This window comes from Microvirga sp. 2MCAF35 (assembly GCF_052115545.1).
Classification (GTDB): domain Bacteria; phylum Pseudomonadota; class Alphaproteobacteria; order Rhizobiales; family Beijerinckiaceae; genus Microvirga.
In genome coordinates, this window is sequence record NZ_JBFRGW010000063.1 from 1 (window position 1) to 15,531 (window position 15,531).

The window sequence follows — 15,531 nt, forward strand, 5'->3', positions numbered from 1 at the left end:
GGGCACAGCCGACAGGCGGGCCGCAGCACCCGCTCGCGCTCCGGCGGCTGGCGCCCTGAGAGTCTGGTCATCCCGCACCTCCCATCAGGTACAGAAGACCCCCACCACCACACTCTACCAGACAGCCGGCTTTGCCGTCCTAGTTTTTTCAGTCCTTGGCGGTGGTGCCCGGTCCTGTCGGTCCACGCACAACCCAAGACTGAAAGGACCGAAGAGTCAGGCTCTTCGCCGATTCGAGTCAGGATACCCCCGGGTTTGAGTCAGACTTCAAGACCCGGGGACAAATGGGTAGCTTCATAAATGTCCGGAAACAGACTCCTTGATTTAAGCGGCATATCTCATGTCATCTCCTCTGAAATTCGGAATTATCGGTTGACTGAAATTTGGAAATTCAGCCGTTGCCGTCACTGAATTCCGGAACTCGTTTCCGACGGATCCCAATCCCATCCCAGGGCGATGGGTAAATTGGTCGGTTCTCGGTACCTAGAGCTAAGAGTGCCCCTCAAGGCTATAGACCGCCAGAAATGGCCCAAGGCGAGCATGGCAGCCAACCCCTGACGCTCTGAGAACGCTCTCAATAGTTCTAGTCCACCGTCCCGTCAGTTTCGCAAGAGTGTTCGTCAAAAGGAACCTGGTACAAAAGTTTTCCGCTGAGGCTAGATGTTTGATCCCAGGGTTTGATGGTGAGATATTATCCTCAAAATGGAGGGACGCGCTATGGGCCAGATTCTCCATGGGAGCGCCACAACGACAGAGGCGTTCGCGTCGCCTTCCGCCGGCATACCCTCCTGCCGCTGGATGACTGCCTGTATGCCCTGCAAGCCACGATCCCGCACCTGACGCGCTCCTCGCTCCATCGTTGTCTGCAGCGCCATGGCATCAGCCGCCTGCCCGAGGTGACCGGCGACAAGCCGGCCAAGAAGACGTTCAAGGCCTACCCGATCGGCTACTTCCACATCGACATCGCTGAAGTGCGCACTGAGGAGGGAAGGCTCTATCTGCTGGTTGCGATTGACCGCACCAGCAAGTTTGCCTTCGTGGAGCTGCACGAGAAGGTGACCCCCGGGATCGCCGGCGACTTCCTGCGCGCGCTGATCAAGGCGGTGCCTTACAAGGTGCATACGGTGCTGACTGACCATGGCATCCACTTCACCACGCCCAGCAACACGGCTTCGGCAGTCGCGCTGATCAAGAAGGCGATGAAACGCGGCGAGCTCTTCCGAGCCCATGCCTTTGAGTATGCCTGTGCCCAGAACGACGTGGACCATCGCCTGACTAAGCCCAGACATCCCTGGACCAATGGTCAGGTCGAGCGGATGAACCGCACCATCAAAGATGCGACGGTCAAACGCTACTACTACGACAGCCATGACCAACTCCGGCAGCATCTGGCTGACTTTGTGAGCGCTTACAACTTCGCCCGGCGGCTCAAGACCCTCAAAGGGCTCACACCCTACGAGTTCATCTGCAAAACCTGGCTCAAGGAGCCCAAACGTTTCAAATTAGATCCGGTCCATCAAATGCCGGGACTGAACATGTTGCCAATCTCGTGATCTGGTCGACCGTCTTCGAGAAGCATCGCCGGCTAATCCTGTCGTCGGGTATGATCGGCTGCCGCGGACGGCTCCAGCGCGAAGGCAGCGGCTACTTCAACTCAGTGCCAGGAACCGACATTACGGCGTCAAGTTGCGCGCCCTCAGGAGTGACTGAGCAGGCTTAGCCTGAATGGGTGCTCGGGCTGCACTCTCAATCAATCTACTTCGCCAGAGCCGACGGTTGAAGTGCCATTGTCAGCCCTAGCCTTGCGAGCAGTTCGGATTGGGAACTCCCCTTTCACCTTGGCCGTTTGGGGTTACGCTCGTAGCTGCCAGCGGCGCGACGCCCCTTGGGTAGATAGGCCTCGTTTTTGGGCAGGATCAGGCCGAACTGGCGCTGGCCGCTCATCCTTAAGCACCACCGCAAATTGCCGCCTTTTCCATCGCTCAAACGGATGGCGGCAGGTGAATGCGCCGGGGGTGAACATCAATAATGGACCTGCTATTGGCTTGCCAAAAACCATCCCATTCTCGGATAGCACTAGAAAATGGAAGCTTTTCTCAAATTCAAAGAACAAAATAAGCAGCACTTGTTATTGTTGCAGGAAAGTCCTATATAGTTTTTATCGAATTTTGGCCGGACAATCGGGTCGTTTCGCTTTTGACACTGTCAGGCGCACGTTCGGACTTTCTTACCATTACATCGACGAACCGAGGTGAGGTCGCGCTTTCGCGCGCCTTCCCTCACGTGCATCTACAACAATCGCGAAAGGCTAACCCCATGATCATGGGCACTGTGAAGTTCTACAACGAGATGAAGGGCTTCGGCTTCATTCAGCCGAATGATGGCAGCAAGGACGTCTTCGTTCATGCCACCGCGCTGGAGCGCGCCGGCATGCGCAACCTCGTCGAAGGTCAGAAGGTCTCCTTCGACACGGCCGAAGACCGCCGCTCCGGCAAGATCGCCGTCAACAACATCGAAACGGCGTAATCGTTATGATCGGCTCAGGACATAGGCCTGTGCCGTTTGGTCTTGAAGCCGCTCCCTTATGGAGCGGCTTTTTTGTTTGCGTCCACCCGGCAGTGCTTACCTGCCCAACCCGATAGCCGTTGGGCTCCAGGAGAGATGAATGTCTCACAAATATAAAGTCCGTCAGTTGGTCCGCATCACCCAGCCGAAATTCTCGGATAAGCGCGCGACAACGAGCGGGATCTACGAGGTGACCCGCCTCATGCCGGCTGACCAGACTGGCGAGGTTTCGTACCGCATCAAGTCGTCCGGCTTCGGCGAACGCGCCGTGCGCGAGAGCGAGATCACGGCACAGGCATGAATCATGTGACCAATGCAGAAGCCTTCTTTCGCGGGTCGCAAATCTACGATCCTGTCGCAGTGCTTCATCGGGGCGGTGAGACCCTCTACGTTGCTCGCGTCGGCAGGAAGGCGTCACGACAGTTTATGATCCTTACGCCAACGGGTGATCCTGCGTGGTCGCATGAGCCGCTCGGCAGCCTCTCTGATGTCGCCTGGGCTCTTCGAGCACACAGGTGGCACCTCGTTGCGCCCGAGCCTATGGGTGAGAGTACGCAACAGGCCAGATTGTTGGCGCGACTGCTTACGGAACGAGCCTGATAGCATACCGTGCGAAGGTGAATGCATGGATAGGATTCCATCACGGGCGACAGTTTCGCCTCTCAACCCGCAGGAGGTCACCATGGTTGATCAACCAACCAGTCTTGATGCGCATCGCGGCATGGCGGCTCAGAAAGCCACTGACCTTCGACGCCTGCGATCCGAGGTCGAGGCTGACCAGGCAGCGCTCCACGCGAGACAAGCGGAACTGGAGGATCTGCTGGCGGCTGCACCCGCTATCGATTGGCCGGAGGCCGTTGAGAAGGCTCGCTATCTGCTGGGTCTGCTTGCGCAGAGTTTGGACGCATCTGATCTGCGTCGCCGTAGGTTAGTCGATCAGGTGCTGGCCGACTTCGATCATCTGCTCGAGAAGTCACCCCACGACTGAGACGATCTTTCTCAAGCCACGTCCGACAACAGAGAGACCTTGTGACGCGGGCGCTTAGCCACGTTGATACGGAAGGCCGTTGCCGAGAAGACGGCGACGTCAACAAATGCAAGCTGCCCAGCTATCATGGCAAGTTCGCGTTGACACTGCTTGTCCAAAACCTTGCCATGCTTCCTTCAACGAAGAAATTGGGGCGAACTCAGCAGCCGATGCAGATGCCCCTGGTCGCTCTTCGCAGCCTTACATCCCTCGCACGCTCTGCGGCTTCAGCCTTCTCGCGAACGGCAGCAGCTATCGCCGTGCTTTCTTCTGCCGTGTAGATCCTTGCTGCTTTTGCCTTTGACCCTTCCTTGGTGGCCTGCCCCTGCGCTTGGGCAACCTGAGGCGTAAGAGCAGGAGCCAAGATGAAAAAAAGGACTATCAGTACGCGCATAGATAGGCTCCACAGAATATTCAAGATTGGAGCCTAGCACGCACCTGCAACCCGACAGTTGGTTATTGTGCTGCTTAACAGTCACTTAAGAGTGACTGCTGTTGTTGCCGTTGAAACGGAACCCTTCTCGCAACAGGCCGTCGAGGATCACTTGGCAGTAGTGGCCCTTTCAACACGCGAGTGGTTCACCATATAGAATAGATCAGTGGCTCCTTAGTCGACCGCTGTCCTTTTGGGCGCACTCCTGCACCTCGAAGTGCCTTAGGCTCTGAGGTGTGCTATGAACAATTCATCGAGATCAAGTCAGCCCTACCAAGCTGTTATTGTCGATCCGTCGACTGGCCTCGCTACGATCGAGACCCTGGTTTGCGACAGTGAAATGCAAGCGCGTGAGTGGGCTTGCAGTCTTGCCCATACGAGCCGCGTGCAACTCTGGCATAACGAGAGGATGATTGGCTCCTGCACACCGCCTCTGGGTCCGACAAAATCGCCCCTGTCCTAATCTTGGCCGTCAGATCGTCCTTGAGATCGTTGAGCAAAGGACCTGCCATGCCCGTCGACATCCCTCCCAACAGCAAGAAGTCGCCGGCACTTCACGGGACAGTGCCCGGCTGGGTTACAGGGGTCCTGAACTGGACTGCCTTTGCTGTAGGTCTTGGTCTGTGTCTTTGGATGATCAACTACGGTGTCGGGTCTTTGGAGTATACCCATGCTCCCCTCAGCCCCGGCGTTGCGAGTGCCGAGAACGAAGTCACCCATTGAGCCTGACCGGGGCAAGTGCAGATGCTAGGTGACATGAGCCAGTCACGGAAGCGCCTCCGAATGTTCATCATGGGTATTGTGCTTCTAGGGCTCATTAGCGTTGCCGCCATGTTGATCCTCAGCTTCTAATCCATCCCAGTCTCTCAGCAAGAGGCCGTACGGACAGAGGCAGTTGCAGAGCACACCACGGACCTCGTCCTGGGTCGCGGCACTCTTGCGCTATCGCAGCACACAATCGAGGCGTATAAAGGGATCAGCCGCCGGTGGTTGTTCTCCTGGCAGAGGACGAGGCGCTCGTGCGCATGATGGCGGCGGATGTGCTGCGGGAAGACGGCGGCTTCAAATTCGTCGAGGTGGTCAATGCTAAGCGCTTTTGATGTGGGCTTGAACCCATTCGGGTGGGCTGCGCGTTGACTGGGATATGGCCCAGGAGGCAAGCCACGCCCAGCCCTATTCCCCTGATCTGCGTGAGCGTGTTCTGGTCGCCTGCGAGCGCGGCGACCTTCCTCAGGTGGAGATTGCCCGCCGGTTCCAGGCCTGTCCCGCCACTGTGTCGAACTGGCGCCGCCAAGACCGCGAGGAGGGCCGACGTGCTCCGAAGCCGCACAGCGGCGGCGTGCCCTCGCGGCTGGATGCGGCGGTTCTTGCGGTGCTGCGCCAACTGGTCATCGAGGACAATGATGCGCTGCTGCGCGAGTACCGTGAGCGTCTGGCCGAGCGCACCGGTGTGACGGTCTGCTTGGCGGTAATCTGTGAGGCGCTCAAGCGTCTCAAGCTGCGGCCAAAAAAGACCCTTTCGGGCGGCCGAGCAGGAGCGGCCCGAGATTGCGGCCGAGCGCGAGGCTTATCGCCAGCAGATGAGCGAGCTGCCTGTGGAGCGCCTGGTGTTCCTGGATGAGAGCGGCGTCACGACCAAGATGGCCCGCACCCATGCGCGAGCCCCACGGTGGGCAGCGGGCATACGGCTCGATCCCACTCGGCTCGTGGCAGCGGCTGACGGTGTTGGGCGCACTTGCCTGTGAGGGCCTGGTGGCCACGATGAGCATCGAGGCGTCGACCTCGACCTCCGTGCTGCTGGCCTATCTGGAGCAGGTGCTGGTGCCCAGGCTCTAGCAGGTGAAGCCGGACGCCATTCTGGTCATGGACAACCTGCGGCCGCATTACGCCACAGAAGTGCGGGACCTGCTCGATCGGGCTGGGATTGGATTGCTGTACCTGCCCCCCTACTCGCCCGAGTTTAACCCGATCGAGCCCGCCTGGGCCAAGATGAAAGAGCCGCTCAAGGCAAAAGCCCCGCGCAGCCTCGAAGCCTTGGAGGCGGAACTCAAACCAGCCCTCGACACCATCACGGTAAAGGATGCCAAAGGCTGGATCAGGCACGCCGGCTATGCCCTATACTGAAACCAAAAGCGCTTTAGGTTAAAGACAAACCTTGTCGCTGCGCTCGATCATACAAAGTCATTCCTTCAACGCGGAAATGATATGTTTAAGCTCTCTGAGGGAGTATACTCAGACGCAGTTTGGAGGACATCATGATAAACAGAATGAAGTCCTATTTATCCTTTGAGAACGAAGCTCTTTTTGCGGCCGCCTTGGCTTTCCTCTTCTGCGGAGCCGTGGTCCTGGGGTTCATCTAATGCTCTTCCAGGCACTGATGGCCTTCCTCCTGATGGCCGGCATTCTCGCCGTTTGCACGCTCACGATCCGCTACCATCGGTAAAGGAGTGCGGATCTGGATGCGGTCTCCCCCGATCCTGTTGCTGGAGGTGAGATTCAGTACCTGCCGACGCTTGCATGGACAGTAAGCGTGTGTTGATAGAGCCAGCAACCGGGCAGGCTCACGAAGGATGGCGCCCGATGATGAGCAAGCGTGCATCATTCATGCAACGCCGCCTCACAGCGATCTTTCACGCTGACATGGCCGGCTACGTGCGCCTCATGCATGCCGATGAGGCTGGAACCCTCTGCCTTCTCGACACCCATTGAGGGATCAAAGATCGCCAAATCATCCAATACGAGATCCCGACTATTGTGTCGTTTGTGGTCTGCCGCACCTCCTACGGGGCTAGCGCATCGGACGGAAAAGTGGACCCGGTATTCGCTGACGCGGCCCTGCGGGTCCGGTCCATTCGATGCGCCAGCCAAGAGAAGGAGCATCGGAATCGATCCCAAAAGTGCAAATCCACTTTTGGGTCCGATGCTCTAGCCCGGGCAGGTTCACCATGCTGGATTTCCGAACGGTGGAGGACACGCACGGGGAGCAAGCCTCCGAGAAAGTTCAGAACGTACCTGATGGCTTGCAATCCATTGGTATGACCGCCCAGGTTCTCCTGGTGGAGCGGTCGCCATTTACACCCGAGACAATCTCAGCGTGACCCCGTCACCTCTATCTCGAATCAACGTGGGCTTTGGATCATTCGCGGTCAGGAGTTCGCTCTGGCGAGGGAATATTGCCGTCACCGTAACCGCGGCGTCCGTCGAGCTTGACCTTCGGCGGCGGTGCAGGGCGATCCTCCAGCATCCTGACGGCTTTCCAGACCGAGTTCACAAGCCTTTGAGTGACAGTCAGAGAGTTCTTTGTCATGCTTGGCTCCCTTGCCAATCCCACGGCCATGCCGCGGCCATAGCTTTACCGCAGCTCGCCAACTGGTCTGGGGTCGCGAACATCCTCGAATGTTGCCGCCATCGCCAGTTGATTGGCCCTATCCATGATTTCGATCTGCCAGCCTCGCCGGCTCTCGCCCTGCTGATCGCCTTCCACCATCAGGTCGTGAGCCATGGTGATAGCTACTTCTCGCGCAGCCTGGAGGTCACGGTATCTGTTCCCTTCAGGGTCCTCGACGCGGCGACCCCCGGTTGAATGTTGAAATAGTACAGGGCTGTTTCCGCTTCAGGTTGCGATGGCGGTGCCGCACTGAAATGGTGACCTGATCGCGGCGCACCACCCTCATCATCCCACCGTCTGAGATCCTGACGGTGATCCGATCTTTTCGGATCGTTACGTTTCTGGTCCATCGTGGCTCGCATCGCATCCTTGTTCAAGCGCATCCTCCTCCCGAATTCCTCCTGCACCTGGGACTCCCAGACAACCTGGTCATAGGTCTGACCATCGGTGCGGATTTGATATTGGGGCTCCCGGTTGCCGGCAGGAAGCAGGGAGACAATCTCGTAGCCGCCAACCCAGATCTGGTTGGGCAACCATTCTTCGGCGTAGCTGACATGCTGGCCGACGGCGTAGCGATGCAATCTCATGACAGGATCCTTTCCTGCCGACTATATAATCGATAAACGGAAGCATACTACTTTATGTAATTAGTAGATACGCAAAACATTTTTATTTGAGTTTATTTATATTGCCGGCTGTAAAAAGGCTCCTTATCCCCATATTTTATTATGATGGTTTCTTGGCCTTGCGACATTCGTGACGGGTCAAGGTTGATATCTGAGAGCGGTTGCGGAGGTTGCCGATGTATCTAAACAGCCGCTTCATGTTTGATCTACGGCATTATCAAGTCCGTGACGGTACCGGGCTGACACCTCATGTACTGCCAATGATGCGGTCCGGGTGGGATCGGTTCACGATGGTTGAGATGATCGGGATTCGAACCGCGTCAGAGCTCATCGAAACGGTCGAGGAGAGCTACAGCCTCTCCCGCGAACAGAGACGTTGAGTTCTGGGCTCTGGACAAGCAGCTCTGAGCCGGTCGCTGCACGAGTGAGACCAGCCCCAAACGTGGAGACTCCGATGTCTGTCAATCTGAGCGGAAGGTCTTCAACACAGGCGTCGTCAGGCAATTCGGCGACGAGAGGCCATCGAAGGGCAACGCAAATTCACCCTCGTCATGACCATCACAGTCTTATAGGAGACCCTTATGAGTGAGCGGATCGGTCGCCTTTGTGACGAGCTGCGGATCAAGCTTCACGGCATGGACCGCCGCCTTGAGGCGCTCAAAGCAAATGGAGCAGCGACCTTCGACCAGTCTCAGGAGGTCCTTGAAAGCCAACTCGACCGCGTCGAGCAGCGCATCTACGACAACCGCGTGACCGTTGAAGCAGCCAATGTCAGGGTCAAAACGTGGCTCGCGGAGAAAAAGGCTGGCTCGGCGGCTGGCAAGGATCTTTGGACAGAACGCTACAAGCCTCATCGGCTGGAAGTCCGCGCCGACGATGCGGAGGAATATGCCATTGCAGTCTTCGAGCTCGCGGCCGCAGCAGCGGACGAGGCAGCACTAGCGGCCTTGCAGGCAATCCTCGCACGGAATGACGCCGATGCGGCGGCTGTGCCGGAGACGGGAACAAACAGTCCATAAGGTCCGGCTACTTGGCCGACTCTTTAGCTGGCATCCCGCCTTTCTGCGCCAATCGGACGGCCGAGATAGCACGTCAAATTATCTTCAAGGAACAGGTGGCCCGAATAGCCGCCGTCTCCTCCAGCAAGGTGATACACCGGCAATGTTTATCATCGAGTTCTTTCGTGTCCGGGACACGGACCAGGCCCATGCCACCCTCGGCCGCGTTGAGCATGAAACAAACGATCTGGAAGATGCGAAGGTCAGAGCACAATCGCTCTTTGAGACCTTGGACATGCCACAAAAGCCGGATGCTCTCCGAGTCGTCGACGAGCGTGGTGAAGAGGTGTTTTTCTGGAGCCCAGGACACCGCGGTACCTGAAGTGCCACCATCTCTCCTCGCACATTGTTCGCATCAACAGGGCTCAATGGGAGAATAGCGATGGGTACAATCCATTATGAGGTTGTCGAGCATGAAGACGGATGGACCTACAAAGTCGGAGATGTCTTCTCGGAACGCTATGCTAGCCATGACGAAGCCCGGGCGGCTGCGGAGCGGGCTGCCGCTGAACAGATGCTACCGGGCGCGACTGAGGATATCGAGTATCAAGACGAAGGTGGTGACTGGCATGAAGAGATCTCTCTGGGAAAAGACAGACCAGAGACAGATGTCATGGGATGAGCGGTCGGCCCCGACCCGTGTCAGCTAAGCGGTTTGAGGCAAGATAGCGTTCGCGCTGGCGGGCCGACAAGGCTGAGCCAGAAGAGCCCGAGCAGAACTCACAAGGTTCGTCGAGCGAACCGCTTCTTCCCGTGTTGGAACAGGATCCATCCCGGTGAGCTTGCGGCTGGGCGAGTTTCTGAGGCTCCCGCGCCGAGGAGCTTTGTACGCGGATCGTCTGGCGGGTTACGCTGTCGCTGGTCGTGGAAAGCCTCGCCTGACGCTCACCCGCAGGCGCTTGGCAGAGAGTGGCGTGGTTCCGAGAAGCGTCTTGATGGAAGGAGAGCCGCTAAAACCTTGCCGCGTCGGGTTGCCGCGAACATCCACTTAACCTGGGTCCAGCAAGCAAGGCTGGTGGAATCAGCCAGAACAGCGTGTCAATTGTGTATAAGGGAGGGCCAGGATAAGGCTTGGCGGGAGAAAACCATGATAGCTCCGCTGATCCGCAAACTTGAGAATTTCACCCACCTGTCGGAGGAGGAGCAGCAGGCCCTAGGGTTGGTCGCGGGCCGGACCGAGCGCCTCGGGGCACGGCAGGATATCGTGTGTGAAGGTGAGACCCCCGATGCCGTCCATTTGGTCCTCGACGGCTTCGCCTGCCGCTACAAGACGTTGCCCGATGGGAGGCGGCAAATCCTGGCTCACTTCATCCCTGGTGATTTCTGCAATCTGCGGGTCTTCATCCTCTCCGAGATGGATCACTCCGTCGCTACCCTGACCCCGGCCACCATCGCCGCGATCTCGCATCAGGACCTTCTCACGCTCACCGACTGCCGCCCCCGTATCACGCAAGCCCTGTGGTGGTCTGAAATGGTCGACGAGGCGATCACTCGCGAATGGCTCCTCAACCTGGGCCAACGCACCGCCATAGAGCGCGTGGCCCATCTCATTTGCGAGTACTTTCTGCGGATGCGAGCTGTAGGTCTCACAAAGGACTACACCTGTGACTTGCCTGTCACCCAGGCGGAAGTGGGCGATACGCTCGGCCTCACAAACGTTCACGTCAATCGGACTCTCCAGGAGCTTCGCAACAGGAAGCTGATCGAATTAGGAGGCAAGCACCTCACCATCCTCGACCTGGAGGCCTTACAGGAGCTCTCGATGTTCAGCCCAAACTATCTGAACTTCCTTCACAAGCCTCGGAACATCACAGCAAACGATCAAGCGCGTGAGGCGGGATCGGATTAATCCGCTCAGCAGGACGATGCGCCTGCTTGCGTGCGAGGATAGCCGACAAGGCGTGGAAAGGATGCTCAGCCTGGGTTCCCTGTCGGCATAATCAGCCAAGGTTCAGTGCGGGGTCTTCGTTTCAGGAGTACTGCAATGCAAGACGTTATCGCTGACCATGCTGGCATCCTGGCTTCGCGCGATCGGTCTCGATCCCCTCGCCTACGGCACGCACTCGCTGCGGAGGACCAAAGCCTCGATGATCTATCGAAGAACAGGAAACCTCCGGGCTGTCCAACTTCTGCTCGGCCACAGCAAGATCGAGAGTACCGTGCGATACCTCGGTATTGATGTCGACGATGCCCTTCCGATCGCGGAGCAGGTTGAGATCTAAACGCCGGAGGCGGCCCGCCGACGATCCGCCTCAGAGCCTACTGCCTGTTACGGAACAAGGTCCGAACCTAAGGCTTAAGCAGCCACAAGACAAACGACCGGCGCGTGCCAGGACCAGACCTAAGAGCTCATCAGCCAGCAGTAATCCATCACCCGAGCGGCTATGTCGCCAGCAGCCTACATGATGATTGACCCTGCTCAGCGGGGTGAAGTGCTCTCGCCACTGCGCTCATGAGCAATCGACCGAAATCGGCGCCCGACTTCATCACGCTTGTATAGACCGGCGCCGGAGTCAGAACAGCCTCGGTTCCTGCAGGGAGGCCCCATCAAAAGTTTTCCTCGCTGATGAGCCATCTATGGAACGACAGTTCCAAGGCCAACAAAGATCTGTACGCTTTCGAACAATTCTCATCTTGAGCCGTTGAGTTCTACCACCGACAGGGATGACTTGGGCGTCGGTGACTGAGAGATCCGTGTGCTCCCGCCTAAAGAGACAAGGAGCGCCTCGTGCCCCGCTATTTCTTCCATGTCATCGACGGCCGCGACATCATCGACAATGACGGGACGGTGCTTCCCGGCCTGAGAGAAGCCCGCGCCGAGGCAATCCGAACGGCCGGTTCCATGCTGCGTGATGAAGGCGATCGGTTCTGGAACAGCACCGAGTGGCAGATGAATGTTACCGACGCATCCGGACAGTCTGTGCTCAAGCTCCGCTTCTCAGCCGCCGATCAAGAGATCACGCCTGGCGGAAATCGGAAGTTCTGAACTGAGGTTTAGCTCGTTCTCGGCAGGCCGGCCTAGCCCTTTCGGCCCTGGCCATTCTGAGACCGTCTTCCTCAATCCGGGTATCTGGATGAAGTGGTAGCGTCGCTATGGTCAAGCTTCCGAACGCCGATCATCGTACGAATTGGCTTCTCACCGCTCTGGAGCCCGAGGATTTTGCGCTCCTTGAGCCCGACCTCGAAACGGTCCATCTGACACATGGCCAAGTGCTCTACGACACAGGCGATACTATCAGCCACGCCTACTTCCCCCATGACGCCATCGTGTCGCTCGTGAATGTCATGGAGGATGGCGGCACGGTTGAGGTGGGGGTGTTTGGGCGCGAGGGCGTCCTGGGCCTGCTTAGCGCACTGGTCATTCGAGAGGCTTTCGGACGCTATGTGGTGCAGATGGCGGGTGCGGCCTCGCGGATCTCGTGCGAGCGTCTGGACGAGATGAGTAACGCTCGCCCCAACCTGCGACACCTGATCATGCGCTACGGCGAGGTCCTGCTCGCCCAGACCTTCCAGAACGTCTCGTGCAACGCGGTTCATCCGGTCGAATCCCGTTGCTGCCGTTGGATCCTCAGCATGCGCGACCGGGCGGATCAGGATACCTTGCCGCTCACCCATGAATTTCTGGCTGAAATGCTGGCAGTGCAGCGCTCCAGCGTGAGCATGGTGACCCGCACGCTTCAGACGGCGGGGCTGATCCAGCAGTCCAGAGGCAGCATTACGGTGCTGAACCGGGCTGGCCTCGAAAAGACAGCCTGCGAATGCTACGGCAAGGTTCGGCTTATCTATCAGCGCTTGCTCCCAGGCGCGCCGCGATAGCAAAGCAACTGTGGCTGTCCCGAATTTCTTGCAAGGGAGCCTCTAGCACGGAAATTGACTGTCCGATTTCGTACAGCAACAACGAAATCGGTCCGGAGTTGATGGATCATCCAAAGGAGGCATTTGGCGATGCCCCGGTACTTTCTGCACCTGAAGCACGCTGATCATTCTGTGATTGAAGACTGGGAGGGGTCGGAGTTGCCCAGCCTCCAGGCGGCCCAGGAGGAAGCCATGCGGGGCATTCGGTACCTGTTGGCCGAAGCGATCAAGTTCGGTCGTGACATCGCTGTAGAGGCGATTGTGGTCACGGATCACCAGGGCCGCCACCTGCATTCGGTGTCTGTGAAAGAGGCGCTCCCAGAGCGCGTCTTATATCCTCTAAGGGACGCGGATTACGCGTAAAGTCCCTTAATGGGATAATGCTGGCCGTGGGTTTAGGGCGGGCGTACAATCGGCTATCGCCGGTATGAGAGACTAGGCACCGACGGCTGAGAGATGCGTGCGCTCCCGCCTGTAAGGCTAGGATCAGCACATGCCCCGTCATTTCGAACCCTGCGCAGGACCCATTGAGGGTCTTTATTTGCCCCAGCTTGCCTGGGACGTGTTCCTTCGAGAGAACATCCAGACAGTCGCTCAGCTTAGGGCTGTCGCTGGCCAGCTTGAGCAGTTCGAAGGCTTCGGCCCCATAACAGTGCGCGTCATCAGACAAGAGCTCGACCGTGTAGCGGCGCCAGGAGAGCAAACATTTGACGACGGACAGCTTTCTGGCTGGGGTGCGTAAATCTGAGACGACTGTAGTGGAAATCAGGACTGAGCAGAAGGGGCGAAGCTGCCTAGCGCCCTCTGACCAGACGCTAAAGCATCGGATCCAAAATTGGAATCCACTTTTGGGATCCAATCCGATGTTGTATTCATGAATGAGAGCATCGTGCGGAAAACCGGATCCACTTTTCCGCACGATGCTCTAACGCCTCTTGGGCCTTCCAGTCGGGCTTGCCGCTCACCAGGCAACGAAGGGGCTTTGATCGGCTACTTGACCGCCTCTGAGAACGGTAGCGTCAGCACGACCGTGCCAACCTCATCCGTCACCTCAAACGAGCATCGGAGCCAGTCGGGAATCGCTTTCAGGCGCGCACCCCTCATCAGGTCGCGGGCGGTGTCCACGACGTGCTGCCGCAGGTCGTCGAGATCGGTGAGTTCATCGCCCTCATCGTCCTGAGCAAAGCCATCCTCGGACGCCGGATATCGGAGGTGGAGGAAGTAACGCGGCATCTCACGCCTCCGTCCTCATCAGGCGCGTGTACTCCGTTTCCGAGAGACCATAGGCTTCATCCGCCAATTCCTCCAGCTTCTCCCGGTCGAGCACGCTGATCAACCCGCGCTTGGCCCTGATGACCCGCATGCCTTCAAGGACGTGAAGTGCCACCGTCACGCCGGGCCGGCGCACGCCAAGCATCATGGCGATGAACTCATGGGTGAGCGGGATGTCATCGCCTTCGACCCTGTCGTGACACATCAGCAGCCATCGGGCCAACCGTGCCTCGATGTCACTGTTGGCGTTGGCAAAGGCCGTCTCGGAGGCCTGAACATGGGAGGCTTGCACATAGCGCAGAAGATGGCGGTGCAGAGATCTGCTCTGAGCCATCGCCTGCTCCAGATCCTGCACGGCGATGCGCCAGCCGTGACCTTGGATCTGCATGAAGTGCTCGTAAGGCGTCTGGTCGATCCCAAGCACAATCGGCAAGCCGACCATGCCCTCCTGGCCGATCACGCCGACCTCGATCTTACCGCCGGAGCTGTTGTTGGTCACCGACGACATGCCCTGCTCGGGGAAGTAGGCGTGCTCGATGGGCGTATTGGGCTCGATCAGAACCTGTCGCAGGGCGAGTGACACTGGCTCCAAATGAGGCTGGAGGCGCGCAAGGTCGTCTGCGGAAAGGGAGGCGAGAAGCCGATTGCCGATGGGAACTTGCTGAAGCTGCATGGTGTCCTCCCATGTTGGGGCGGGAGAACACGTTCCTCTCAGCCGCTTGCGCCCTGGTTGAACCCTGCAAGCGATGGAAGCATTGTAGGCTTCCAGACAGCAAAGAGATAGGACTTTCGCGGTAGGCCCCCGCGTCCCGGAATCGCATTGTACGCTTTCGTGCAATCTGCCATTCTGCGGTTGCTGGCGGGGGATGCGGCTCGGCTTGCGTTGCCATGCAAGGGGAGGCATCGCCGTGACATCTGTGTTTACCTATCAACCTGTCCAGCTTGCTGAGGAAACGCCTGACCGGGAGGGGCTTCTGGTGTTTGGGGCGCCGATCTCTTGGCAGTGCTCTTTCGCCTTTCCCCGAAACACATAATTGTCAGGGAGGCCTCTGGTTTCTCGAAGCCGACTTCGGCGTCTGCGCGGACAAGCGGCTAGCCCTGTTCAGCAGCCCTGAGGCGGCAGAGCCCTGGTTTGCTGAGCAAATGTCCAAAGCGCTTAGAGACTGTTTGGAAACTTGATCTGATGGGCTTCCCTTGGCGGGAGGGATGTGATTCACCCTGTGGATGTGGACCCATAAGACCCGAGGCCGGATGGCCGCGATCGCCAAGAAGACCAAGCGCTATCCGTCGGACCTGACGGATGAGGA

General features: G+C 58.2%; 17 protein-coding genes and 3 pseudogenes. 15 read left to right on the forward strand and 5 right to left on the reverse strand.

Translation table 11 applies throughout. From position 1 onward, the window contains the following. Window positions 1-761: 761 nt before the first annotated feature. The 7 genes and pseudogenes from AB4097_RS20555 to AB4097_RS20585 form a co-directional block, all read left to right on the forward strand. Window positions 762-1,553 (forward strand): annotated as a pseudogene (locus AB4097_RS20555) (IS481 family transposase); the annotation flags it as partial. Between the two features lie 763 nt (window positions 1,554-2,316). After that, entirely contained in the window at window positions 2,317-2,526 is a 210-nt protein-coding gene (locus tag AB4097_RS20560) for a cold-shock protein (RefSeq protein WP_442042995.1), read from the forward strand. 139 nt (window positions 2,527-2,665) lie between these two features. After that, a complete protein-coding gene (locus AB4097_RS20565; RefSeq protein ID WP_442042997.1) occupies window positions 2,666-2,866 on the forward strand; it encodes a hypothetical protein in 201 nt (66 codons plus the stop codon). Between the two features lie 381 nt (window positions 2,867-3,247). Continuing rightward, window positions 3,248-3,553 carry a hypothetical protein gene (locus AB4097_RS20570; protein ID WP_442042999.1) on the forward strand — a complete coding sequence of 102 codons (306 nt, stop codon included), beginning with the start codon at window positions 3,248-3,250 and terminating at the stop codon, window positions 3,551-3,553. A gap of 1,616 nt (window positions 3,554-5,169) precedes the next feature. After that, a complete protein-coding gene (locus AB4097_RS20575) occupies window positions 5,170-5,646 on the forward strand; it encodes a helix-turn-helix domain-containing protein (protein WP_442043001.1) in 477 nt (158 codons plus the stop codon). A gap of 32 nt (window positions 5,647-5,678) precedes the next feature. Then, a complete protein-coding gene (locus tag AB4097_RS20580) occupies window positions 5,679-5,861 on the forward strand; it encodes a hypothetical protein (protein WP_442043003.1) in 183 nt (60 codons plus the stop codon). 3 nt (window positions 5,862-5,864) lie between these two features. After that, window positions 5,865-6,149 (forward strand): transposase, encoded by a 285-nt coding sequence (locus AB4097_RS20585; protein ID WP_442043005.1) that lies wholly within the window; start codon window positions 5,865-5,867, stop codon window positions 6,147-6,149. A 1,012-nt stretch (window positions 6,150-7,161) separates the two neighbouring features. Here the strand turns inward: AB4097_RS20585 and AB4097_RS20590 are convergent. The 3 genes and pseudogenes from AB4097_RS20590 to AB4097_RS20600 form a co-directional block, all read right to left on the reverse strand. Next, entirely contained in the window at window positions 7,162-7,332 is a 171-nt protein-coding gene (locus tag AB4097_RS20590) for a hypothetical protein (RefSeq protein WP_442043007.1), read from the reverse strand. Window positions 7,333-7,377: 45 nt separating this feature from the next. Next, a pseudogene (locus AB4097_RS20595) lies at window positions 7,378-7,551 on the reverse strand (DUF6894 family protein); the annotation flags it as partial. Further along, a complete protein-coding gene (locus tag AB4097_RS20600) occupies window positions 7,536-8,000 on the reverse strand; it encodes a hypothetical protein (RefSeq protein ID WP_442043009.1) in 465 nt (154 codons plus the stop codon). The pseudogene AB4097_RS20595 and the gene AB4097_RS20600, both read right to left, overlap by 16 nt. 620 nt (window positions 8,001-8,620) lie before the next feature. Between AB4097_RS20600 and AB4097_RS20605 the strand changes: the two genes are divergently transcribed. The 8 genes and pseudogenes from AB4097_RS20605 (at window position 8,621) to AB4097_RS20640 (ending at window position 13,315) form a co-directional block, all read left to right on the forward strand. Then, a complete protein-coding gene (locus AB4097_RS20605; RefSeq protein WP_442043011.1) occupies window positions 8,621-9,058 on the forward strand; it encodes a hypothetical protein in 438 nt (145 codons plus the stop codon). Between the two features lie 142 nt (window positions 9,059-9,200). Beyond that, on the forward strand, window positions 9,201-9,419 hold the full coding sequence (locus tag AB4097_RS20610) for a hypothetical protein (RefSeq protein ID WP_442043013.1): 219 nt from the start codon (window positions 9,201-9,203) through the stop codon (window positions 9,417-9,419). Between the two features lie 60 nt (window positions 9,420-9,479). After that, a complete protein-coding gene (locus AB4097_RS20615) occupies window positions 9,480-9,719 on the forward strand; it encodes a hypothetical protein (protein ID WP_442043015.1) in 240 nt (79 codons plus the stop codon). A 465-nt stretch (window positions 9,720-10,184) separates the two neighbouring features. Beyond that, a complete protein-coding gene (locus AB4097_RS20620) occupies window positions 10,185-10,946 on the forward strand; it encodes a Crp/Fnr family transcriptional regulator (protein ID WP_442043017.1) in 762 nt (253 codons plus the stop codon). A gap of 157 nt (window positions 10,947-11,103) precedes the next feature. After that, window positions 11,104-11,319: pseudogene (locus AB4097_RS20625) on the forward strand (tyrosine-type recombinase/integrase); the annotation flags it as partial. Window positions 11,320-11,825: 506 nt separating this feature from the next. After that, window positions 11,826-12,083 (forward strand): DUF6894 family protein, encoded by a 258-nt coding sequence (locus AB4097_RS20630; protein WP_442043019.1) that lies wholly within the window; start codon window positions 11,826-11,828, stop codon window positions 12,081-12,083. Window positions 12,084-12,190: 107 nt separating this feature from the next. Continuing rightward, entirely contained in the window at window positions 12,191-12,913 is a 723-nt protein-coding gene (locus AB4097_RS20635) for a Crp/Fnr family transcriptional regulator (protein ID WP_442043021.1), read from the forward strand. Between the two features lie 129 nt (window positions 12,914-13,042). Continuing rightward, a complete protein-coding gene (locus tag AB4097_RS20640; protein WP_442043023.1) occupies window positions 13,043-13,315 on the forward strand; it encodes a DUF6894 family protein in 273 nt (90 codons plus the stop codon). A 627-nt stretch (window positions 13,316-13,942) separates the two neighbouring features. Here the strand turns inward: AB4097_RS20640 and AB4097_RS20645 are convergent. After that, the gene (locus tag AB4097_RS20645) at window positions 13,943-14,185 is read right to left on the reverse strand and encodes a DUF6894 family protein (protein ID WP_442043025.1); all 243 of its coding nucleotides are present in this window, start codon (window positions 14,183-14,185) and stop codon (window positions 13,943-13,945) included. A 1-nt stretch (window position 14,186) separates the two neighbouring features. Then, complete coding sequence (locus tag AB4097_RS20650) at window positions 14,187-14,897, reverse strand: Crp/Fnr family transcriptional regulator (RefSeq protein ID WP_442043027.1); 711 nt, start codon at window positions 14,895-14,897, stop codon at window positions 14,187-14,189. Window positions 14,898-15,531: the final 634 nt, after the last annotated feature.

Excerpts from the sequence above, each read along its gene's own strand:
- AB4097_RS20560 (WP_442042995.1), top strand. The coding sequence starts at position 2,317 with ATGATCATGGGCACTGTGAAGTTCTACAACGAGATGAAGGGCTTCGGC.
- AB4097_RS20565 (WP_442042997.1), top strand. The coding sequence starts at position 2,666 with ATGTCTCACAAATATAAAGTCCGTCAGTTGGTCCGCATCACCCAGCCG.
- AB4097_RS20570 (WP_442042999.1), top strand. The coding sequence starts at position 3,248 with ATGGTTGATCAACCAACCAGTCTTGATGCGCATCGCGGCATGGCGGCT.
- AB4097_RS20575 (WP_442043001.1), top strand. The coding sequence starts at position 5,170 with ATGGCCCAGGAGGCAAGCCACGCCCAGCCCTATTCCCCTGATCTGCGT.
- AB4097_RS20580 (WP_442043003.1), top strand. The coding sequence starts at position 5,679 with ATGCGCGAGCCCCACGGTGGGCAGCGGGCATACGGCTCGATCCCACTC.
- AB4097_RS20590 (WP_442043007.1), bottom strand. The coding sequence starts at position 7,332 with ATGACAAAGAACTCTCTGACTGTCACTCAAAGGCTTGTGAACTCGGTC.
- AB4097_RS20600 (WP_442043009.1), bottom strand. The coding sequence starts at position 8,000 with ATGAGATTGCATCGCTACGCCGTCGGCCAGCATGTCAGCTACGCCGAA.
- AB4097_RS20605 (WP_442043011.1), top strand. The coding sequence starts at position 8,621 with ATGAGTGAGCGGATCGGTCGCCTTTGTGACGAGCTGCGGATCAAGCTT.
- AB4097_RS20610 (WP_442043013.1), top strand. The coding sequence starts at position 9,201 with ATGTTTATCATCGAGTTCTTTCGTGTCCGGGACACGGACCAGGCCCAT.
- AB4097_RS20615 (WP_442043015.1), top strand. The coding sequence starts at position 9,480 with ATGGGTACAATCCATTATGAGGTTGTCGAGCATGAAGACGGATGGACC.
- AB4097_RS20620 (WP_442043017.1), top strand. The coding sequence starts at position 10,185 with ATGATAGCTCCGCTGATCCGCAAACTTGAGAATTTCACCCACCTGTCG.
- AB4097_RS20635 (WP_442043021.1), top strand. The coding sequence starts at position 12,191 with ATGGTCAAGCTTCCGAACGCCGATCATCGTACGAATTGGCTTCTCACC.
- AB4097_RS20640 (WP_442043023.1), top strand. The coding sequence starts at position 13,043 with ATGCCCCGGTACTTTCTGCACCTGAAGCACGCTGATCATTCTGTGATT.
- AB4097_RS20645 (WP_442043025.1), bottom strand. The coding sequence starts at position 14,185 with ATGCCGCGTTACTTCCTCCACCTCCGATATCCGGCGTCCGAGGATGGC.
- AB4097_RS20650 (WP_442043027.1), bottom strand. The coding sequence starts at position 14,897 with ATGCAGCTTCAGCAAGTTCCCATCGGCAATCGGCTTCTCGCCTCCCTT.